Annotated in this window: 14 protein-coding genes, 2 tRNA genes and 3 rRNA genes; 1 reads left to right on the top strand and 18 read right to left on the bottom strand. The window is 56.2% G+C overall.

Going from position 1 to position 22,144, the window contains the following annotated elements; genetic code table 11:
- Positions 1-13: 13 nt before the first annotated feature.
- The 15 genes from prfC to ACGK9W_RS21315 form a co-directional block, all read right to left on the bottom strand.
- The gene (gene prfC, locus ACGK9W_RS21385) at positions 14-1,594 is read right to left on the bottom strand and encodes a peptide chain release factor 3 (protein WP_053114543.1); all 1,581 of its coding nucleotides are present in this window, start codon (positions 1,592-1,594) and stop codon (positions 14-16) included.
- 88 nt (positions 1,595-1,682) lie between these two features.
- Positions 1,683-2,168, bottom strand: coding sequence for a ribosomal protein S18-alanine N-acetyltransferase (rimI, locus tag ACGK9W_RS21380; RefSeq protein WP_008176564.1), 486 nt, complete (start codon positions 2,166-2,168; stop codon positions 1,683-1,685).
- Positions 2,168-2,980: a hypothetical protein gene (locus tag ACGK9W_RS21375; RefSeq protein WP_008176565.1), complete on the bottom strand. Its 813-nt coding sequence runs from the start codon at positions 2,978-2,980 to the stop codon at positions 2,168-2,170. The genes rimI and ACGK9W_RS21375 overlap by 1 nt, the downstream gene beginning before the upstream one ends.
- A 36-nt stretch (positions 2,981-3,016) precedes the next feature.
- Positions 3,017-4,567, bottom strand: a complete 1,551-nt coding sequence (locus ACGK9W_RS21370) for a 2-isopropylmalate synthase (RefSeq protein ID WP_008176567.1) — start codon at positions 4,565-4,567, stop codon at positions 3,017-3,019.
- A gap of 130 nt (positions 4,568-4,697) precedes the next feature.
- Positions 4,698-4,812 (bottom strand): 5S ribosomal RNA (gene rrf / locus ACGK9W_RS21365).
- Positions 4,813-4,911: 99 nt separating this feature from the next.
- Positions 4,912-7,803, bottom strand: a 23S ribosomal RNA gene (locus ACGK9W_RS21360).
- Between the two features lie 333 nt (positions 7,804-8,136).
- Positions 8,137-8,212, bottom strand: a tRNA-Ala gene (locus ACGK9W_RS21355).
- A gap of 222 nt (positions 8,213-8,434) precedes the next feature.
- A tRNA-Ile gene (locus ACGK9W_RS21350) sits at positions 8,435-8,511 on the bottom strand.
- 91 nt (positions 8,512-8,602) lie between these two features.
- Positions 8,603-10,142, bottom strand: a 16S ribosomal RNA gene (locus ACGK9W_RS21345).
- Together the 16S, 23S and 5S rRNA genes with 2 tRNA genes alongside form the textbook arrangement of a ribosomal RNA operon.
- Positions 10,143-10,561: 419 nt before the next feature.
- Positions 10,562-11,185, bottom strand: coding sequence for a sulfite oxidase heme-binding subunit YedZ (locus tag ACGK9W_RS21340; protein ID WP_008170683.1), 624 nt, complete (start codon positions 11,183-11,185; stop codon positions 10,562-10,564).
- Positions 11,185-12,159 (bottom strand): protein-methionine-sulfoxide reductase catalytic subunit MsrP, encoded by a 975-nt coding sequence (gene msrP, locus ACGK9W_RS21335; protein ID WP_008170685.1) that lies wholly within the window; start codon positions 12,157-12,159, stop codon positions 11,185-11,187. Before msrP ends, ACGK9W_RS21340 begins: the two co-directional genes overlap by 1 nt.
- A gap of 97 nt (positions 12,160-12,256) precedes the next feature.
- A complete protein-coding gene (gene pssA, locus ACGK9W_RS21330; RefSeq protein ID WP_008170687.1) occupies positions 12,257-13,075 on the bottom strand; it encodes a CDP-diacylglycerol--serine O-phosphatidyltransferase in 819 nt (272 codons plus the stop codon).
- A gap of 89 nt (positions 13,076-13,164) precedes the next feature.
- A complete protein-coding gene (ilvC, locus tag ACGK9W_RS21325; RefSeq protein ID WP_008170689.1) occupies positions 13,165-14,181 on the bottom strand; it encodes a ketol-acid reductoisomerase in 1,017 nt (338 codons plus the stop codon).
- A 64-nt stretch (positions 14,182-14,245) separates the two neighbouring features.
- Positions 14,246-14,737, bottom strand: a complete 492-nt coding sequence (ilvN, locus tag ACGK9W_RS21320; protein WP_008170692.1) for an acetolactate synthase small subunit — start codon at positions 14,735-14,737, stop codon at positions 14,246-14,248.
- A 2-nt stretch (positions 14,738-14,739) separates the two neighbouring features.
- A complete protein-coding gene (locus ACGK9W_RS21315) occupies positions 14,740-16,458 on the bottom strand; it encodes an acetolactate synthase 3 large subunit (RefSeq protein ID WP_008170695.1) in 1,719 nt (572 codons plus the stop codon).
- A 520-nt stretch (positions 16,459-16,978) separates the two neighbouring features.
- Here ACGK9W_RS21315 and ACGK9W_RS21310 point away from each other — a divergent pair.
- Positions 16,979-17,434 (top strand): DUF4124 domain-containing protein, encoded by a 456-nt coding sequence (locus ACGK9W_RS21310; RefSeq protein WP_008170697.1) that lies wholly within the window; start codon positions 16,979-16,981, stop codon positions 17,432-17,434.
- A 64-nt stretch (positions 17,435-17,498) separates the two neighbouring features.
- Here ACGK9W_RS21310 and clpB read toward each other — a convergent pair whose 3' ends face one another.
- From clpB to rluD, 3 genes are all read right to left on the bottom strand, one after another.
- Positions 17,499-20,075, bottom strand: a complete 2,577-nt coding sequence (gene clpB, locus ACGK9W_RS21305) for an ATP-dependent chaperone ClpB (protein WP_008170699.1) — start codon at positions 20,073-20,075, stop codon at positions 17,499-17,501.
- 320 nt (positions 20,076-20,395) lie between these two features.
- On the bottom strand, positions 20,396-21,154 hold the full coding sequence (gene pgeF, locus ACGK9W_RS21300) for a peptidoglycan editing factor PgeF (protein WP_288367453.1): 759 nt from the start codon (positions 21,152-21,154) through the stop codon (positions 20,396-20,398).
- On the bottom strand, positions 21,144-22,121 hold the full coding sequence (gene rluD / locus ACGK9W_RS21295) for a 23S rRNA pseudouridine(1911/1915/1917) synthase RluD (protein ID WP_008170702.1): 978 nt from the start codon (positions 22,119-22,121) through the stop codon (positions 21,144-21,146). Before rluD ends, pgeF begins: the two co-directional genes overlap by 11 nt.
- Positions 22,122-22,144: the final 23 nt, after the last annotated feature.

Raw genomic sequence — 22,144 nt, 5'->3', positions numbered from 1 at the left:
CCGCCCGGAACCGTTAATGCTCCCGGGTCTTGTGGAACTGGATGTCCGGATACCGCTCCTGGGCCAGGTTCAGGTTGACCATGGTCGGAGCAATGTAGGCCAGCCTGTCACTCCCATCGAGGGCCAGGTTGTCGTTATTCTTGCGCTGGAACTCATCAAGTTTGCGCTCATCGCTGCAGGTGACCCACCGCGCAGTAGCTACGTTAATTGGCTCGTAGATGGCCTCCACCTTGTATTCGCTTTTCAAGCGACTGACCACCACATCGAACTGCAGCACACCGACCGCCCCGACGATGAGATCGTTATTCCGAAGCGGCCTGAACACCTGGACGGCACCCTCTTCGGACAGCTGTATCAGCCCTTTCTGGAGCTGCTTGGCCTTGAGCGGATCCTTCAGGCGAATCCGGCGGAACAATTCGGGCGCAAAGTTGGGGATGCCGGTGAACTTCATGTCGTCGCCAGCAGTAAAGGTATCACCCAACTGAATGGTGCCATGGTTGTGCAGGCCGATAATATCGCCGGCAAACGCCTGCTCGGCGTGTTCGCGGTCGCCGGCCATGAACGTCAGCGCGTCGGAAAACCGGACTTCCTTGCCAATACGGACATGACGAGCCTTCATACCCTGGTTGTAACTGCCGGAGACAATGCGGAGGAAGGCAACACGGTCACGATGCTGTGGATCCATATTTGCCTGAATCTTGAATACGAAGCCCGAGAACCCGTCCTCGGCCGGCTGGACCAGTCTCTGGTCGGTTTCCCGCGGTTGCGGCGCCGGGGCCCACTCCACCAGACCATCGAGCATGTGGTCCACGCCGAAGTTACCCAGTGCGGTACCAAAGAAGACTGGCGTCAGTTCACCGGCAAGAAAAGCTTCTTGATCAAACTCGTGGGACGCGCCTTTGACCAGCTCAATTTCATCACGCAGATCGTCGGCGTAAGCGCCAATCGCCTGATCAAGCTCGGGATTGTCCAGCCCCGAGATAACGCGCTTGTCCTGAATCATATGGCCCTGGCCGGACTGATACAGAATAACCTCGTCCCGAAGCAGGTGATAAACCCCTTTGAAGCTCTTGCCCATACCGATGGGCCAGGTGATCGGTGCACAGGCAATTTTCAGAACTTCCTCAACCTCGTCCATCAGCTCCACCGGATCCCGGGTGTCCCGATCCAGCTTGTTCATGAACGTGATAATCGGCGTATCCCGCAGCCGGGTAACCTCCATCAGCTTGATGGTCCGTTCCTCGACACCCTTGGCGCTGTCAATAACCATCAGACAGGAGTCCACCGCCGTGAGCGTGCGGTAGGTGTCTTCCGAGAAGTCTTCGTGGCCCGGCGTATCCAGCAGGTTCACCAGCTTGCCACCATAAGGAAACTGCATGACGGAGGTGGTTACCGAAATACCCCGTTCTTTCTCCATTTCCATCCAGTCGGACTTGGCGTGCTGGCCAGACTTCTTTCCCTTGACGGTACCGGCCTTCTGGATTGCCTGCCCGAACAAAAGCACCTTCTCGGTAATCGTGGTCTTACCGGCATCCGGGTGCGAGATAATGGCGAAGGTGCGGCGCTTGGCCACTTCCTGGGAAAGGTTAGACATAATCGAAAAGCAACCTGAATCTGAAGTTCTGGAAAAGGCGGCCATTATAGGCCCTATGCCGCTGTGACGCTAACTCGCACTGCAGTGATCACTGGCCGAGGGCAAGCATCAGGACCCGGGCATCCTCCCGCCCACTGGCAGACGGATAATACCCGGGGCGCTGGCCGATCTCGTGAAAGCCTTCATTCTGGTACAACGCGATAGCGGCATGATTGCTGTCCCTTACTTCGAGCAACAGCTGAGCCATACCTTCATGAGCTGCGGTTGCCAGAACATGCCTCAGAAGATAGCGCCCCACCCCCTCACCGCGGGCTCTCGGGTGGACGCAGATATTCAGCAAATGCGCTTCATCAACCATGTAGGCCACGACAGCGTACGCGGTGAGTTTGCCCCCATGGCAGGCACCCCAGAGCCGGTAGTTGTCCTTGAAACAATCCAGAAACACCGATTCGCTCCAGGGGTGCGAATAACCCTGGCGCTCTATATCGAGCACATCCGGGACATCCTCGGGCACCAGGGGGCGCACAATAAGATCGGCATCAAGAACTTTTTGGTAGGTTTCCGGATAAGGCATTAACGGGCGACCAGAGGCCGTATCTGTTGCCACAGGGAGCGCTTCAATGTCGGGTTGCCGGCAATCTCAGCAAGGGTGTGCGGAAACCGGACTGCTGCGTCGTGTCCAAGGGCTTCGCTCAGCCAGCTTTTTTCTGCATCCTCTCCACCCTGCAAGACGACAACCTGCTGACGTTCCAGGCCCGACAGAACACTGCGCATCACCTCAACAAAGTCATGGCCGGAGTTCCCGGGCACCAACAGATTGTTGAAGATAGGCCAGGAGACTTGCCCGAGCACTTGAGGCTGCTCCTCACCAAGGCTCTTGAGAATATTCAGTGCGAGGGTTTCCTGCAGTCGACTGCTGGCATCCGCAGACATACCTCCGATCAGTACCGCCCTGGTTCCCGCCCAGATCATGACGTTAACGTTTTCAGAGGGAATCCCGGCAGGCTGCTCTGACATGTCCTCTGGCGCTGCGGGCTCCGGAGAGTTCGCAGCGTCATCCGACACGGCAGGCGATTGGGGAGGCTGTCGGGAGGCGTTGCCTGGCGCGACAGCCTCACCTTCCATCAAGGCCTGAAGATCCGCTATTCGGGCCACGCCTTCAGTTCTATCTGGGCCCGTCGGTTTACGCGGCGCAGGGCGACCGGCATCTCTTACCGGACTGGGTATGGTTTCAGAAGTTCCAGGCATTGGCTCCGGAACCTGACTCTCCTCGGGAAACTCAAAATCCGGGCTTGGCGCCGCGCCGGGCAACGGTTGCCGGGCATACCACATGCGTATCCCCGCTGCTCCCAGATAAAACTGACGCTCTGCTTCCGATCCAACCATTACCTTCGCCTGTCGCGACTCACCGAATAACCATTCTCACACATCCGCGACCTGGGGATGCTGTCGAATTCCGCCCTTGCTGATCAGGTTCAGGGCCTCAATGTAAGCCTTGGCGGACGCGATGATGATATCAGTATCAGCACCCACGCCGTTAACGATGCGGCCACCGCGCTCCAGGCGTACCGTCACCTCGCCCTGGGCATCGGTGCCGCTGGTAATGTTGTTTACGGAATACAGCTGGAGATTGCAGCCGGAATCCACCAGAGATTCGATTGCCTTGAACGTGGCATCGACCGGCCCGCTGCCCTCGGCTTCAACCTTGTGCTCTTTGCCGTCTACGCTCAGCGTGAGATTGGCTTTGGGTACGACTCCGGTCTCCGAGCAGACCTGCATACAGACCAGGCCATAACGGCCGTCTTCCTCTTTCTGCCGGGTATCGGTGGCAATCGCCTGAAGATCCTCATCGAAAATCTCATGTTTCAGATCTGCCAGCGCCTTGAACCGTGTAAAGGCCTCATTCAGCTCCGTCTCGGTCTCAAACTGAATTCCGAGCTCCAGCAAACGGGTACGGAAGGCGTTCCGACCGGAGTGTTTGCCCAGGACGAGGCTGTTGGTATGCCAACCAACGTCCTGCGCCCGCATGATCTCATAAGTCTCCCGGTGCTTCAGAACCCCATCCTGGTGTATCCCGGATTCATGGGCAAAGGCATTGGCGCCGACGATAGCCTTGTTGGGCTGTACCGGAAAACCGGTGATTGTAGAAACAAGACGAGACGCCGGCACGATGTGCTGGGCATCAATGCGGGTATCGATATGGAACAGATCCTGGCGGGTACGAACCGCCATGACAATTTCTTCGAGCGCCGCGTTACCGGCCCGCTCACCCAGCCCATTGATGGTGCACTCTACCTGACGGGCTCCCTGGGAAACCGCCGCCAGGGAGTTCGACACAGCCAGACCCAGGTCGTTGTGGCAATGCACTGAAAAAATAGCTTTGTCCGCGTTTGGAATCCGGTTCAACAACTGACGGATGGTTTCACCGAACTGCTCGGGAATGGCATAACCGACCGTATCCGGGATATTGATCGTGCTGGCACCGGCATCGATGGCGGCCTCGATGATCCGGCAGAGGAAGTCCAGTTCGGAACGTCCGGCGTCCTCGCAGGAGAATTCGACGTCGTCGACATGACTCCGCGCGCGTTTCACTGAGCGAACCGCCTGCTCAATCACCTCATCCGGCTGCATCTGCAGCTTGTGCTTCATGTGAATGGGCGACGTGGCTATAAACGTATGAATACGCCCGCGCTGTGCCGGCCGGATAGCTTCTGCCGCGCGATCGATATCCTTGTCGAGCGCCCGGGCTAGACTGCAGATCGTTGAGTCCTTGATGGACTCGGCGATCGCTTTCACCGCCTCGAAATCGCCCTGGCTGGCAATCGCGAATCCTGCCTCAATAACATCCACCCGGAGCTTTTCCAGCGCTTTCGCAATGCGGAGCTTCTCGGCTTTGTTCATGGTGGCACCGGGGCTTTGCTCGCCATCACGGAGCGTTGTATCGAAAATAACCAGGTGATCAGTGGCAGGCATTGGCAGGCTCCATTCTGAGATGTCGTTCGTTATGGGGAGAGTATATCACCGGCCTGCCGTGAGTGAGGCCGTGAATTTCAGGCAATAAAAAACCCCAGCATCGAGGATGCTGGGGTTTTCGGTATTAGGAGCCTGACGATGACCTACTCTCACATGGGCAACGCCACACTACCATCGGCGCTGGTCTGTTTCACTTCTGAGTTCGGGATGGGATCAGGTGGTTCCAGACCGCTATGGTCGTCAGGCAAAACGGTTGATCACTGGGGGACGAGAAGGAACTGAGTGATGTTGATTTCGTTTGAGCGGTTAGGCTCTGCGTTATCCGCAATTGTCTTGGGTGTTATATAGTCAAGCCGCACGAGCAATTAGTATCGGTTAGCTCAACGCCTCGCAGCGCTTACACACCCGACCTATCAACGTCCTGGTCTTGAACGGCTCTTCAGGGACCTCGAGGGTCCAGGGAGATCTCATCTTGGAAGGGGCTTCCCGCTTAGATGCTTTCAGCGGTTATCCTGTCCGAACATAGCTACCGGGCAATGCGACTGGCGTCACAACCCGAACACCAGAGGTTCGTCCACTCCGGTCCTCTCGTACTAGGAGCAGCTTTCCTCAAATCTCCAACGTCCACGGCAGATAGGGACCGAACTGTCTCACGACGTTCTAAACCCAGCTCGCGTACCACTTTAAATGGCGAACAGCCATACCCTTGGGACCGGCTTCAGCCCCAGGATGTGATGAGCCGACATCGAGGTGCCAAACACCGCCGTCGATGTGAACTCTTGGGCGGTATCAGCCTGTTATCCCCGGAGTACCTTTTATCCGTTGAGCGATGGCCCTTCCATACAGAACCACCGGATCACTATGACCTACTTTCGTACCTGCTCGACGTGTCTGTCTCGCAGTTAAGCGGGCTTGTGCCATTACACTAACCGCATGATGTCCGACCATGCTTAGCCCACCTTTGTGCTCCTCCGTTACGCTTTGGGAGGAGACCGCCCCAGTCAAACTACCCACCACACAGTGTCCTCATCCCCGATAAGGGGACCAAGTTAGAACCTCAAACATGTCAGGCTGGTATTTCAAGGTTGGCTCCATGAGAACTGGCGTTCCCACTTCAAAGCCTCCCAGCTATCCTACACAAACATGCTCAAAGTTCACTGTGAAGCTATAGTAAAGGTTCACGGGGTCTTTCCGTCTAGCCGCGGATACACCGCATCTTCACGGCGATTTCAATTTCACTGAGTCTCGGGTAGAGACAGCGCCCCCATCGTTACGCCATTCGTGCAGGTCGGAACTTACCCGACAAGGAATTTCGCTACCTTAGGACCGTTATAGTTACGGCCGCCGTTTACCGGGGCTTCGATCAAGAGCTTCGCGCAAGCGCTAACCCCATCAATTAACCTTCCGGCACCGGGCAGGCGTCACACCGTATACGTCCACTTTCGTGTTTGCACAGTGCTGTGTTTTTAATAAACAGTCGCAGGGGCCTGGTATCTTCGACTGGCTTCAGCTCCACCCGCAGGGATTTCACTTACCACCAGCGTGCCTTCTCCCGAAGTTACGGCACCATTTTGCCTAGTTCCTTTACCCGAGTTCTCTCAAGCGCCTTGGTATTCTCTACCTGACCACCTGTGTCGGTTTGGGGTACGGTCTCGAATAGCCTGAAGCTTAGAAGATTTTCCTGGAAGCAGGGCATCAATGACTTCCCGCTCTAAGAGCAGTCGTCGTCGCGTCTCGAGATTGTGGACCCGGATTTGCCTAAGTCCACTCCCTACTCGCTTAAACCGGGACAACCGTCGCCCGGCTCACCTAGCCTTCTCCGTCTCTCCATCGCAGCTATCCAAGGTACGGGAATATTAACCCGTTTCCCATCGACTACACCTTTCGGTCTCGCCTTAGGGGCCGACTCACCCTGCGCCGATTAGCGTTGCGCAGGAACCCTTGGTCTTCCGGCGTGCGGGTTTTTCACCCGCATTGTCGTTACTCATGTCAGCATTCGCACTTCTGATACCTCCAGCATGCTTCTCAACACACCTTCGCAGGCTTACAGAACGCTCCCCTACCCCGCATACAAAGTATGCAGCCGCAGCTTCGGTGACCAGTTTGAGCCCCGTTACATCTTCCGCGCAGGCCGACTCGACTAGTGAGCTATTACGCTTTCTTTAAAGGATGGCTGCTTCTAAGCCAACCTCCTAGCTGTCTGAGCCTTCCCACATCGTTTCCCACTTAACTGGTACTTGGGGACCTTAGCTGGCGGTCTGGGTTGTTTCCCTCTTCACGACGGACGTTAGCACCCGCCGTGTGTCTCCCGGATAGTACTCACAGGTATTCGGAGTTTGCATCGGGTTGGTAAGTCGGGATGACCCCCTAGCCGAAACAGTGCTCTACCCCCTGTGGTATTCGTCCGAGGCGCTACCTAAATAGCTTTCGGGGAGAACCAGCTATCTCCGGGCTTGATTAGCCTTTCACTCCGATCCACAAGTCATCCCCTGGCTTTTCAACGACAGTGGGTTCGGTCCTCCAGTGCCTGTTACGGCACCTTCAACCTGCTCATGGATAGATCGCCCGGTTTCGGGTCTATGCCCAGCGACTAAATCGCCCTATTCAGACTCGGTTTCCCTACGGCTCCCCTAAACGGTTAACCTCGCCACTGAACATAAGTCGCTGACCCATTATACAAAAGGTACGCCGTCACGGAACAAGTCCGCTCCGACTGCTTGTACGCATACGGTTTCAGGATCTATTTCACTCCCCTCACAGGGGTTCTTTTCGCCTTTCCCTCACGGTACTGGTTCACTATCGGTCAGTCAGGAGTATTTAGCCTTGGAGGATGGTCCCCCCATGTTCAGACAGGATATCACGTGTCCCGTCCTACTCGATTTCACCAGACTCAGGTTTCGGATACGGGGCTATCACCCACTATGGCGGCACTTTCCAGAGCCTTCTCCTACCAGTTGTCTAGCTTAAGGGCTAATCCCCGTTCGCTCGCCGCTACTTAGGGAATCTCGGTTGATTTCTTTTCCTCGGGGTACTTAGATGTTTCAGTTCCCCCGGTTCGCCTCTTACACCTATGTATTCAGTGCAAGATACCGACCCGAAAGTCGGTGGGTTTCCCCATTCAGAAATGCCCGGATCACAGCTTGTTTGCCAGCTCCCCGAACCTTATCGCAGGCTTCCACGTCTTTCATCGCCTCTGACTGCCAAGGCATCCACCGTATGCGCTTAGTTGCTTGACTATATAACCCCAAGACAACTGATCACGAATCCACACCCATCACCAGGCAAGCCTGATTCAGAGGTTTCTTCGAGACAGCCACTTGAAGCAATAGAACAACCACTTCAACGACAACACCGGATAACGCTTGAAATCGTTATCACTCTGATCAATGAATTCCGGAGATAATGGAATCCATCAATCGTGTTCTATCTCGTCCAATTTGTTAAAGAGCAAATCTGACCCAGTGATCAGAAAGAAGGGCTTCGAACTTTTTCATCAAGTTGAAACACTTGTTTCTGCACACTGCTAACCGGAGTTAGTCAGTTATGTAAGCATCGATCGTTCAGGCTTTTGGTGGAGCCAGGCGGGATCGAACCGCCGACCTCCTGCGTGCAAGGCAGGCGCTCTCCCAGCTGAGCTATAGCCCCAGAACTTGTCCAGCTTCCGTTACTCGTCGTTGCAGCATTCATTCGTTTCAGTCATGACCCATCGAGGGTCACTCCTTTACTCATTCAAGCTGCGCCTAGATTAACGAAATCTGTCCTGCGCTCTGCTATCGTCGATAGACCAGGATTTTGCTGATCTAGGCGTCGAAGTGCGCCGCATAGCCTGCTATGCAAGTACTTCGACAACGACGAGCAGTGAAATTCTGGTGGGTCTGGGTGGACTTGAACCACCGACCTCACCCTTATCAGGGGTGCGCTCTAACCACCTGAGCTACAGACCCAAAAACACGGGCCTGCAACGACCCATCTGCTCTCTTTATTCAGCTAACCAAGTAATTCGTGTGGACTCTGACCGAAGCGTTCGGCTTCGTTTAAGGAGGTGATCCAGCCGCAGGTTCCCCTACGGCTACCTTGTTACGACTTCACCCCAGTCATGAACCACACCGTGGTGATCGTCCTCCCGAAGGTTAGACTAACCACTTCTGGTGCAATCCACTCCCATGGTGTGACGGGCGGTGTGTACAAGGCCCGGGAACGTATTCACCGTGACATTCTGATTCACGATTACTAGCGATTCCGACTTCACGCAGTCGAGTTGCAGACTGCGATCCGGACTACGATGCGTTTTGTGAGATTGGCTCCCCCTCGCGGGTTTGCAGCCCTCTGTGCGCACCATTGTAGCACGTGTGTAGCCCTGGCCGTAAGGGCCATGATGACCTGACGTCATCCCCACCTTCCTCCGGTTTGTCACCGGCAGTCTCCCTAGAGTTCTCAGCCGAACTGCTAGCAACTAGGGATAGGGGTTGCGCTCGTTACGGGACTTAACCCAACATCTCACGACACGAGCTGACGACGGCCATGCAGCACCTGTGTCAGAGTTCCCGAAGGCACCAATCCATCTCTGGAAAGTTCTCTGCATGTCAAGGCCAGGTAAGGTTCTTCGCGTTGCGTCGAATTAAACCACATGCTCCACCGCTTGTGCGGGCCCCCGTCAATTCATTTGAGTTTTAACCTTGCGGCCGTACTCCCCAGGCGGTCTACTTAGTGCGTTAGCTGCGCCACTAAGACTTCAAGAGTCCCAACGGCTAGTAGACATCGTTTACGGCGTGGACTACCAGGGTATCTAATCCTGTTTGCTCCCCACGCTTTCGCACCTCAGTGTCAGTATTGGTCCAGGTAGCCGCCTTCGCCACTGGTGTTCCTTCCTATATCTACGCATTTCACCGCTACACAGGAAATTCCACTACCCTCTACCATACTCTAGCCTGACAGTTCGAAATGCCGTTCCCAGGTTAAGCCCGGGGCTTTCACATCTCGCTTACCAAACCACCTACGCGCGCTTTACGCCCAGTAATTCCGATTAACGCTTGCACCCTCCGTATTACCGCGGCTGCTGGCACGGAGTTAGCCGGTGCTTCTTCTGTGAGTAACGTCAAGCCCTACGAGTATTAGTCGCAGAGTTTTCCTCCTCACTGAAAGTGCTTTACAACCCGAAAGCCTTCTTCACACACGCGGCATGGCTGGATCAGGGTTGCCCCCATTGTCCAATATTCCCCACTGCTGCCTCCCGTAGGAGTTCGGGCCGTGTCTCAGTCCCGATGTGGCTGATCATCCTCTCAGACCAGCTACGGATCGTCGCCTTGGTAGGCCTTTACCCCACCAACTAGCTAATCCGACATAGGCACATCCAATAGCGCAAGGTCCGAAGATCCCCTGCTTTCCCCCGAAGGGCGTACGCGGTATTAATCCGGGTTTCCCCGGGCTATCCCCCACTACTGGGCAGTTTCCTATGCATTACTCACCCGTCCGCCGCTCGTCAGCGGGGTGCAAGCACCCCCTGTTACCGCTCGACTTGCATGTGTTAAGCCTGCCGCCAGCGTTCAATCTGAGCCATGATCAAACTCTTCAGTTTAAATCATACAAGAATCCGAAGATTCTCTATTCTTGCTCAAGACAAAACTCAATTTCGACGAGTCACTGTCCTGATATTTCATATCCGAAATACCTCGGCCAGCGCCCACACGAATTACTTGGTCAACTTTTTAAAGAGCGTTTGAGCTGTTGCTCAATCAAGGCCGCGTATTCTACATCGTAACGCCGCCTTGTCAACCGTTAATCCGAAGAATTTTAAAACTCATTTTCTTCAGTACTTTCAAACGGTTACTTCTGCTCGGAAAACCGCTGTGAGTGGCTTGTCCCTCAGAAGTGGTGCGCATTCTACAGGCGTCAGGAAAACTGTCAACGAGGTTTTTGAATTAATTTATAGCGGTATCGGTTTCCACGTATCCGCCTGATCAGTCAGTGATCAGATCGTATTCTTTTTACTCAAAATCAGCCTCTGACAAACGGAATCAGCGCGCGACTCCCGCTCCATTTCCAACGAAGCGCCAGCAGAACTGCGATTATCAGGCCGTACACCACCATTTCTCCAACGTCACTGCGGGACTGCCAGATGAAATGAACCCATGCCGCTATCGCAATCGGGTACACCAGCTTATGCAAGGCTTTCCATTGCCGGCCCATCCGCCTCATCATCCCCTTTGTTGAGGTTAACGCCAGTGGCACAAGCATAAGGAAAGACACCGCCCCCGCCAGGATATATGGCCGCTTGGTGAACGTGGCCCATAGATCGCTCCAGCCAAGAATAAACTGCAGAAACGCCAATACATGCAACACCGCATAAAAGAACGCAAACAGACCAAGCATCCGGCGAACCCGGATCCACGCTCCCCACCCTGTCCAACGCTTGAGCGGTGTCATGCATAAGGTAGCAATCAATAACTGAAATGCCGCGATGCCCAGCGACTCTGTTACTTCTTGCCCGGGATCCGGGCCGAGGGACTGGCTGGCAATGCTGGCAATCAGCACCAACAGGGGAACGCTGGCGAGCAGCGCTACCAGCAGGCGAAACGCCAGCACAAACCCCGGTTGGTTCAGCACACGCTTCTCATTCATCAATAGAACTTGCTCAAATCCATGCCCTTGTACAGATCGGCAACCTGTTCTCCATAACCATTGAACTTGACGGTTTCCATGTAGTTGGGAGAGAGCAAGCCAGAGGGCAGCCTGCGCTCCCGCTTCTGGCTCCACCTCGGATGGTCAACTTCAGGGTTCACGTTGGCATAGAAGCCATACTCCTGGGGCGCAAGCATTTCCCAGGTAGTCTTGGGGCGCTCCTCCTGAAAGCGAATCTTGACGATCGACTTGATGCTCTTGAAACCGTACTTCCAGGGCACGACCAGCCGGATAGGCGCGCCATTCTGGTTGGGCATGGTTTTGCCATACAGCCCGACCGCGAGGAAGCTTAACTCGTTCATGGCCTCATCCATTCTCAACCCCTCCTGGTAAGGCCAGTCGATGGTGCTGAACAATGAGCGCTGCCCTCGCATCTGATCCGGATCATACAGGGTCTCGAAATAGACGTACTTTGCGCGGGAGTTGGGTTCAAGCCGTTTAATGATGTCGGCCAGTGGAATCCCGATCCAGGGGATCACCATCGACCAGGCCTCGACACAACGAAGTCGGTACACCCTTTCCTGATATTCATGGGGCTTGAGCAGGTCCTCCAGAGCATACTCACCGGGCCGCCCGCACTCCCCCTCAACCACGACGGACCAGGGATCAACGCTCATTTCATCGGCGTACCTGGCAGGATCCCCTTTGCCGGTGCCAAATTCATAAAAGTTGTTATAGCGAGTGACATCCTCGAAAGGCGTCTTTTTCTCATCGGTTGAGAAACCGGGCATTGCAACGTAGTCCAGCGCTTCCCCAGGGACCGGAAGCTCTGCAGCGGATAATAGACCCGGCATTGAAAGGCCAGCGGCAACGGCCACAGTGCCGGACATGAATTGCCGTCGGTTGAGGTAGACAGATTCGGGGGTAACTTCAGAATGAGGCAAAGCCCAGGATGGGCGCTTCTTAATGAACATGGAAAGTCTCCGTCAGGGCGTCAGCCAGCTAGGGCGTTGACCGGAGACTGTGGTTAAAATTCCCGGACCTCGATGAGGAAGCCCGGGAAGCGAGAGCTCAGTCAGCGGCCCCTGAAGCTTTCCGGGGCTTGCCACGGAACAGCGCACGAACAGGGCCGGACAACGCGTATATCAGAAATCCGGTAAAGAGTACGGTAGCCGGATCCAGCGCGATCACTACAAACACCAGAACCACAAGCAGAATAGCAGCAAAAGGCACCCGACCACGCAGATCCAGATCCTTGAAACTGCGATAGAGGATGTTGCTGACCATCAGCACGCCCGTACCTGCAACCACCACCATTGTCAGCAACGTGAGCCAGGCAGCGGGTTCAAAGAGATGGAAGCACCAGACCAGGCCGGCAACGCACGCTGCGGCAGCCGGGCTGGGCAAACCAACAAAGAACTTCTTGTCGACCGAACCGATCTGGGTGTTGAAACGCGCCAGACGAAGCGCAGCGCCAGCCACGTATATGAACGTAACGGCCCAACCGACCTTATCGAAGGCGTTCAGCGACCAGAAAAAAGCGACAAGTCCCGGGGCCACGCCAAAGGCCACCATGTCGGCCAGGCTGTCGTATTCTTCACCGAATTTGCTCTGGGTATTGGTCATCCGGGCAACACGGCCATCAAGACCATCCAGGATCATGGATACAAAAATGGCAATCGCGGCATTATCAAACACGCCGTTTGCGGCAGAGACTATGGCGTAGAAACCCGAAAACAGCGAAGCCGTTGTAAGCGCATTGGGGAGCAGGTAAATACCTTTGCGGCGGACCGGCGCACCTTCCACCAGCTCTTCTTCAACCACTTCCCCGGCCTCTACCTCAAAGTCCGGGTTCTGCTTGCCGTCGGCGGCTTTTCTTTCTTCAGTCATTCCCATTACTCCGGAAAGCGTTTGGGCGGAGTATATACGAAAAACGCGGCCACCCGGGCCGCGTTTTTCAAAACCAGGCGGAATTCCGCTTAGTTTTTGTCCTTATCCACGATCTTGTTCGCGGAGATCCACGGCATCATACCGCGCAGCTTCTCACCAACCACTTCGATTTCGTGAGCAGCGTTCTGGCGACGACGCGCCGTCATGGACGGGTAGTTCAGAGCGCCTTCAGAAATGAACATCTTGGCGTACTCGCCGCTCTGGATACGCTTCAGCGCGTTGCGCATCGCTTCGCGGGACTGCTCGTTGATGATTTCCGGGCCAGTCACATACTCGCCATACTCCGCGTTGTTGGAGATGGAGTAGTTCATGTTGGCGATACCGCCTTCGTACATCAGGTCGACGATCAGCTTCAGCTCGTGCAGACACTCGAAGTAAGCCATTTCCGGCTCGTAACCGCCTTCCACCAGCGTTTCGAACGCGGCTTTAACCAGCTCCACAGTACCACCGCAAAGAACGGCCTGCTCACCAAACAGATCGGTTTCGGTCTCATCCTTGAACGTGGTTTCAATGATGCCGGTACGACCGCCACCGATACCGCTGGCGTAGGACAGCGCCAGGTTCTTGGCGTTGCCGGAGGAGTCCTGGAAGATGGCGATCAGGTCAGGAATACCACCGCCGTTAGCGAACTCGGTGCGCACTGTGTGGCCCGGAGCCTTGGGAGCAATCATGATGACATCCAGATCCTTGCGCGGAACGATCTGATTGTAGTGGATGGCAAAACCGTGCGCGAATGCCAGAGTGGCGCCCTGCTGCAGATTCGGCTCGATTTCCGCCTTGTACAGCTGAGCCTGGTACTCGTCCGGAGTCAGAACCATGACCACGTCAGCGGCAGCAACGGCAGAGGGCACGTCGCTGGTCTTCAGGCCATAGGCTTCTGCCTTGGCAATGGAAGAAGAACCCGGGCGCAGACCCACGGTCACGTCAACGCCGGACTCTTTCAGGTTGCACGCGTGAGCGTGGCCCTGGGAGCCGAAACCGATGATGGCAACTTTCTTGCCCTGGATGATGGAAAGATCGCAATCCTTATCGTAATAAACCTGCATGAGAAACCTCTGTTATTTGTGATGACCCCAGAGGGCCATAATGTTCAAACCCTGTTTGAAATCGTTAAAGGCTAAGCACCTTCTCGCCCCGGGCAATACCGGATACACCGCTGCGCACCACTTCCAGCACACCCGACGTGCCAACGGCCTGAATAAAGCCGTCCAGCTTCTCGCTGTCCCCGGCCAACTGAACCGTGTAGACGGAGCTGGTCACATCCACGATCTGGCCGCGGAAAATGTCCACCGTACGCTTGATCTCGGCACGCTGGGAACCGGTGGCTTTCAGCTTGACCAGCATCAGCTCACGCTCGATATGGGCACCTTCGGTGAGATCCACCAGCTTGACGACTTCAATCAGCTTGTTCAGTTGCTTGGTGATCTGCTCGATCACCTTGTCCGACCCCGTGGTGGTCACCGTCAGACGGGACAAGGTCTCGTCCTCGGTTGGCGCCACAGTGAGTGTTTCGATGTTGTAGTTACGCTGGGAAAACAGACCCACAACCCGTGACAGGGCGCCAGGCTCGTTTTCAAGCAAAACAGAAATGATTCGACGCATGATCAGACCCTCTCCGTCTTGCTGAGCCACATATCTTTCATGGAACCCCGGGCAACCTGCATCGGATACACGTGCTCAAAGCGATCCACGTAGATATCCACGAATACCAGCTCGTCTTTCATGGCCAGCACTTCTTTCAGCTTGGTCTCCAGATCCTCCTTCTTCTCAATCCGGACACCCTTGTGGCCGTAGGCTTCCGCCAGCTTGATGAAGTCGGGCAGGGATTCCATGTAGGACTCGGCATGGCGGGACTCATAGTTCATGTCCTGCCATTGCTTGACCATACCCAGAGCCTGGTTATTCAGGTTAATGATCTTAACCGGCAGGTTGTACTGCTTGCAGGTCGACAGCTCCTGGATGTTCATCTGGATACTGCCCTCACCGGTAATGCACAGCACTTCGTCGTCCGGATGGGTCAGTTTTACCCCCATGGCCGCCGGCAGGCCGAAGCCCATGGTGCCGAGACCACCGGAATTGATCCAGCGGTTGGGCTTATCGAACTTGTAGTACTGGGCCGCGAACATCTGGTGCTGACCCACATCGGAAGTCACGAAGGCTTCGCCGTTGGTCAAGCGACAAAGCATTTCAATGACTTCCTGGGGCTTGATCACATCCGGGCTGGTCTCATAGCGCATGCCATGGAATGCCCGCCACTCGTCGATCTGCTTCCACCAGGAAGCGATTGCGTCCGCGTCCGGCTTTTCCTTGGCTTCCTTCACCAGCGACAGCATTTCCTTGAGCACAGCGTCAACCGGGCCAACGATGGGCACATCGGCATCCACCGTTTTGGAAATCGAGGCCGGGTCGATGTCGATATGGATGATGCGCGCGCCCGGACAGAACTTCTCGGTCGCGTTGGTCACCCGATCGTCAAACCGGGCTCCCACGCAGAGAATGAGATCCGAGTGGTGCATGGCCATGTTGGCTTCGTAGGTGCCGTGCATGCCAAGCCAGCCGAGGTGCTGTTTATCGCTGGCCGGGTAACAGCCAATGCCCATCAGGGTATTGGTGATCGGATAGCCCAGCAGCCTTACCAGCTCGGTCAGCTGATCCGATGCCTTGCCCAGAACAACCCCACCACCTGCGTAGATAATTGGGCGCTTCGCCGCCAGCATCATGTCGACCGCTTTCTTGATCTGACCGGCATGGCCGCGAATAGCGGGGTTGTAAGAGCGCAGTTTGACCTTCTTGGGATAGGCGTACTCGTAACGCTCGTTCGGCGTGGTCATATCCTTGGGAATATCCACGACCACAGGACCGGGGCGACCGGTCGCGGCAATATAATACGCCTTACGGATAATCTCCGGGATTTCCTCGGGATGACGGACACTGAGATTGTGCTTAACCACCGGACGGGAGACACCCATCATATCGGTTTCCTGGAACGCGTCCTCGCCGATGAGGGTGGACGCAACCTGGCCGCACAGAACCACCATGGGGATGGAATCCATGAATGCGGTGGCAATGCCAGTGATGGTGTTGGTGGCTCCAGGACCCGAGGTCACCAGTACGGTACCTGGTTTTCCGGTCGCACGGGCATAACCGTCGGCCATGTGGACCGCCGCCTGCTCGTGCCTTACCAGAATGTGCTTGACTTTGTCCTGCCTGAACAGCGCATCATAAATATGAAGGGCTGCACCACCCGGATAGCCGTATATGTATTCGATACCTTCATCTTGAAGGGACCGGATCAGCATATCGGCGCCAGACAATAACTCCACGATTTTCTACCCTCTTCTACGAGTGAATGAGCCGGGAAGGCTCCCGGTTGCCTGGATTCACGGTGTCCATGCTTCTTTTGAAAGCGGAACCGGCTGCTCCTCCACACCTTGTTAAGAGGTTGTCTCCTGGCCAGCCGCCCTCCTGAGGGTTGCGGAGAACGGCCAATCAACGGGTTGCACGTAAGCAACAACCATCCCGCGACGGATACGCGGCGCGTTCAGTGTGGTAATTGATGGGGGATACTCGCTCGGGATTGCCTGCCGTATTGACCCCAGTCTTCAGGCAATCGGTAATTCTGACAGCGCGAAACTCCCTGTCAATAGCCGCTGCAGGTTTCTGTGCCTATACTGGCCGAAGGTCTGCCATACTTGGAACAAATCCGATACAAAGATTTGAACCAGACAGAAGAAAATCCGCAATAGCGATGGCATGATAGGCAACATTGAAATTAAAAAAACGGGCCCGGTCTATCCAGGTTGTCTGCCTGCCCGGGAGCAGTGAACATACGCGAGTTGAGCCATGAACAGAAAAATCCTGACGCTGACCTTATTGCTGGCCGTTGTACCAGGTGTCGCCACGAGCGCCTCTGTCTATAAATGGACCGATGAAAACGGAGTTACCCACTTTGGCGACCGACAACCCACGGGCTCGAAGGCCGAGCGGGTCAATGTGCGTTCCGGCACTTCTACCGATGCTTCTGGCAACCGGCAGAGCCCCCAGGAGCGTCTGCAGAATATGCAGGAACACCAGGAAGATGAGGCAAGGCAGCGCCAGGAGACCGCCGTTGAGGAGGCCCGCCGGAAACAGCGCGACGCAAATTGCGCGACAGCCCGGTCCAACTTGGAGGTAATTGCCAACCACGCCCGCATCCGGATTGAGGAAAACGGCGAACTGCGCTATCTGACTCCGGAAGAGCTTGCCGAGAAACGGGCAGAACTTGAGCGAATGGCGGAAGATAATTGCGAACCGATGTGAACATGTAAAAATGGGGTCAGATGAAAGCTTTCATCTGACCCCGACTTCAGCTCCGACTCTCGGGTCAGGCTTTGGTGAAATCCAGGTGGTGGTCCTTCACTGTGCCACGAATGACATCACCCGACACAAACTCTCCCTTTAGCAGCCTCTGGGCCAGCGGGTTCTCGATCATCCGCTGGATGGCCCGCTTCAGCGGCCGGGCACCGTAGACCGGGTCATAGCCCACTTCCGCCAACAACTCCATGGCAGCATCATCCAGCTCCAGCTTCATATCCTGCTCTTTCAGGCGCTTGCTCAGAGACTCGATCTGAATCCGGGCAATGCCCTGGATTTGACTCTCCGCCAGCGGGTGGAACACCACCACTTCATCCACGCGGTTGATGAACTCGGGGCGGAAATGAGTGCCGACGACTTCCATGACGGCATTCTTCATGACCTCGTAGCTCTCCTCGCCGGCTTTCTGCTGGATGATGTCCGAGCCGAGGTTTGAGGTCATGACAATGACCGTGTTCCGGAAGTCGACGGTCCTGCCCTGCCCGTCAGTCAGGCGACCATCCTCAAGTACCTGCAAAAGTATGTTGAACACATCCGGATGGGCTTTTTCCACCTCATCCAGCAACAAGACGGAATACGGCCGGCGGCGAACCGCTTCGGTCAGGTAGCCACCTTCCTCGTAGCCGACATAGCCCGGAGGCGCACCAATCAGGCGGGCCACGGAATGCTTCTCCATGAACTCGGACATATCGATGCGCACCATGGCTTCCTCGGTATCAAACAGGAAGGACGCCAGGGCCTTGCACAGCTCGGTTTTACCCACACCCGTCGGGCCGAGAAACAGGAACGAACCGTTTGGACGATTGGGGTCGGACAATCCGGCCCGGGAACGACGCACCGCGTTAGAAACAGCTTCAACCGCCTCATCCTGGCCGATAACCCGACCATGAAGCGCCTCTTCCATGCGCATGAGCTTATCGCGCTCACCTTCGAGCATCTTGGACACCGGGATGCCGGTCCACTTGGAGACAATCTCGGCGATTTCCTCGTCGGTTACCCGGTTGCGAAGCAGCTTCATTTCCATCATTTCTGCCTGGCTGGCCATATCCAGCTGGCGCTCAAGCTCAGGAATCTGCCCGTACTGGAGCTCGGACATCTTGCCGAGGTCACCGGCACGACGGGCATTCTCCAGATCAATGCGGGCCTGTTCCAACCGGCTCTTGATCTTCTGGGACCCGTGCAATGCCGCCTTTTCGGTATTCCAGACTTCTTCCAGATCGGCGTACTCACGCTCGACACCGGTGATCACATCGGACAGTTCCGACAGGCGTTTTTTCGAGGCAGCATCGGTCTCTTTCTTGAGCGCCTCACGCTCGATTTTCAACTGAATCAGACGACGTTCGAGACGATCCAGGGCCTCCGGCTTCGAATCCATTTCCATCCGGATCTGGGAAGCGGCCTCGTCCACCAGGTCAATGGCCTTGTCCGGCAGCTGACGGTCGGCAATGTAACGATGCGACAGTTTGGCGGCGGCGATAATGGCGCCATCTGTCACCTCAACCCCGTGGTGAACTTCATAACGCTCTTTCAGGCCCCGCAGGATGGCGATGGTATCTTCCTCACTGGGTTCGCTGACCAGTACTTTCTGGAAGCGACGCTCAAGAGCGGCGTCTTTTTCGATGTTTTCACGGTATTCGTCCAGGGTAGTCGCGCCCACGCAGTGCAGCTCGCCACGAGCGAGCGCCGGCTTGAGCATATTACCGGCATCCATGGAGCCTTCGGCCTTGCCGGCACCAACCATGGTGTGAATCTCGTCGATGAACAGGATGATCTGACCTTCCTGTTTGGACAGTTCGTTCAGAACAGCTTTCAGGCGTTCTTCAAACTCACCCCGGAACTTGGCGCCGGCAATAAGGGCACCCATATCGAGTGACAGAACCTTCTTGTCCTTGAGGCCATCGGGCACCTCGCCGTTGACGATACGCTGGGCCAGCCCTTCGACGATGGCGGTTTTACCAACGCCGGGCTCACCGATGAGAACCGGGTTGTTCTTCCGGCGGCGCTGCAATACCTGAATGGTACGGCGAATTTCATCATCGCGGCCGATTACCGGGTCCAGCTTGCCGGCCTCGGCTCGCTCGGTAAGGTCGATGGTGTATTTGGACAGAGCCTGACGGTTTTCTTCGGCGCTGGCGTCGTTGACGGCTTCACCGCCGCGAACGTCGTCAATCGCTTTTTCCAGGGCAGCTTTATCAACACCCTGCTCCCGAAGTACGCGACCCAAAGTACCCCGATCTTCCAGGGCGGCCAGCAACATGAGCTCACTGGAGATGTACTGGTCTTTGCGTTTCTGGGCGAGCTTGTCGGCAATGTTGAACAGCCGGCCCATGTCATTGGACATGGAGACGTCGCCGGCCGATCCCTGCACTTCGGGCAGGTTTTCGATTTCCCGGGCGATCGCCTGGCGAATGCGTCCGGGCTCTGCGCCGGCCTGCTTGAGCAGCGGCTTGATCGCGCTGCCTTCCTGATCAAGCAGTGCCTGCATCAGGTGCACCGGCTCAATAAAGTTGTGATCTTTTCCGACCGCGATGGACTGTGCGTCCGCGAGGGCGGTCTGCAGCTTGCTGGTCAGCTTGTCGATTCTCATGTGTACTTTCCCCAAATTTCTGCGAATACCATGGTGCCTTGGGTGGCGGATATTCGATTGCTTTGACAGTTAATGTAGGGGCAAGTAGAGCGACTTCAAGCGGGGCTGCGATGTATTCGTCAGAAAATTGACGGCCGTCAGGTTTGAGTTTGGTGCTGGGTGCAAGGCTGGCGCGAGGCTGCTTTCCAGAACACGCCGTGAATACATCCATGTAGGCTTGGCTGCAGCATCCATGCTGCAGACAGTTCTGGAAAGCAGCCTCGCACCAGCCACCGGACTTTTCAGTAACCGCCTCGCCGCCGCCAATTCAAGCTGGACATTTAACTTGTTAGCCAGACCAGCGTGGCCATACGCCCGGTTCGACCATCCCTGCGGTAAGAAAAAAACCGATCTGAATCCTTAACGGTACAAAGCCCACCGCCAGTCACGTTGGAAACACCGAGATGATTTAGCCGCAAAGTGGCAAGGGCATAGATATCTGCCATGAAATGACCCGGCCGAGCGCCTTCGGCTCTGAAGGCTTGGACCGCTTTCGGATCATGCTCAAGGAAGGCGTCACGCACTTCCGGGCCGACCTCGAAGCTGGTCGGACCGATGGCCGGGCCGAGCCAGGCTTGCAGGGTTTCGGGCGCAACCGCCATCTCGCTCACCAGATTCTCGATAACACCGCCACACAGGCTTCGCCAGCCACAGTGGGCGGCGCCAACAACCGTTCCTTCGCGATCGGCAAGGATAACGGGCAGGCAGTCGGCGGTGAGGATGGCGCAGGCGATGCCCGGATGACGGGTGTAGCTGGCGTCAGCCTCGGCCGTTTGTCCGACGTTGTTCGGGGTTAGCTCAACGACCGCGGTACCGTGTACCTGGTTGAGCCAACCAATACGGGCGCTATCCAGCTTCAAGGACTCGGCGAGTCTTCGCCGATTCTCTTGCACGTGATCTGGAGCGTCTTCGACGTGAACACCGAGGTTAAGACTGTTCCAGGGTCGACCGCTGACTCCACCGGCGCGGGTTGTGCTGATCGCCCGCACTCTGTCGGGCGCAGGCCAGTCTGGTTTCAGGGCGTCACTTTCAATAGTCACGGGTTTCCAGCTCCCGGGCGTGTTTGCGCAGAGCTTCAATCAACGCAACCATATCCTCAGGCAAGGGAACCTCCCAGGTCAGGATTTCACCGGTTTCCGGGTGTTCCAGGGTCAATTGCCGGGCGTGGAGGGCCTGACGGTTGAACGCCGAGAGGGCCTCTCTAAGCTCGTCAGTGGTTCCCTTGGGCAGTCTCAGCCGACCTCCATAGAGCGGATCTCCGACCAGCGGGTGTTTTACATGGGCCATATGAACCCGGATCTGATGGGTTCGGCCGCTTTCCAGTTTGCAGCGGACGTGAGTGTGGGCGGCAAAACGTTCCACCAGACGATAATGGGTGACCGCCGGTTTGCCGGAGGCGACGACCGCCATTTTCTTGCGCTCCCGAGGATGCCGGCCGATGGGCGCATCAACCGTTGCGCCGCCGGTGAGGGTGCCAACGACGACGGCCTCGTACTCGCGGCCCATGGTTCGGGTTTGTAGCTGGTCGACCAGGGACGTGTGCGCAATCAGGCTACGGGCAACGACCATAATGCCCGAGGTGTCTTTGTCGAGGCGGTGTACGATACCCGCCCTGGGCAGATTCTCGACCTCCGGTGCGTAGTTCAGCAGGGCATTGACCAGGGTTCCATCGGCATGGCCGGCCGCCGGGTGCACTACTAGGCCCGCGGGCTTGTTGATGACCAGCAAGTGCTCGTCCTCATAGACAATATCGAGGGAGATTTCCTCGGCCTGCCAGCTCACCTGGGCTTCCGGCTCGGCATCCAGCGCCAGGCGATCATCCAGCATCACTTTGTCCCGAGGCTTTCGCGTCTCACCATTCACCGTCAACGCGCCGCTTTTGATCCAGGACTGCAGGCGGGAACGGGAATGTTCGGGCATCAGTTCTGCCGCGGCCTGGTCAAGGCGCCGATCACTCAGTTCCGGCGGCACGACAAAGTTGGCGATGATTCGTTTTTCAGATGACATTAAGCCCCCAGGGCCTGTGTGTG

Source organism: Marinobacter flavimaris (genome assembly GCF_045057155.1).
In the GTDB taxonomy this organism is placed as follows: Bacteria; Pseudomonadota; Gammaproteobacteria; order Pseudomonadales; family Oleiphilaceae; genus Marinobacter; species Marinobacter manganoxydans.
The sequence above is the reverse complement of the archived record's forward strand: the minus strand, read 5'-3'. Positions and strand labels throughout refer to the sequence as shown.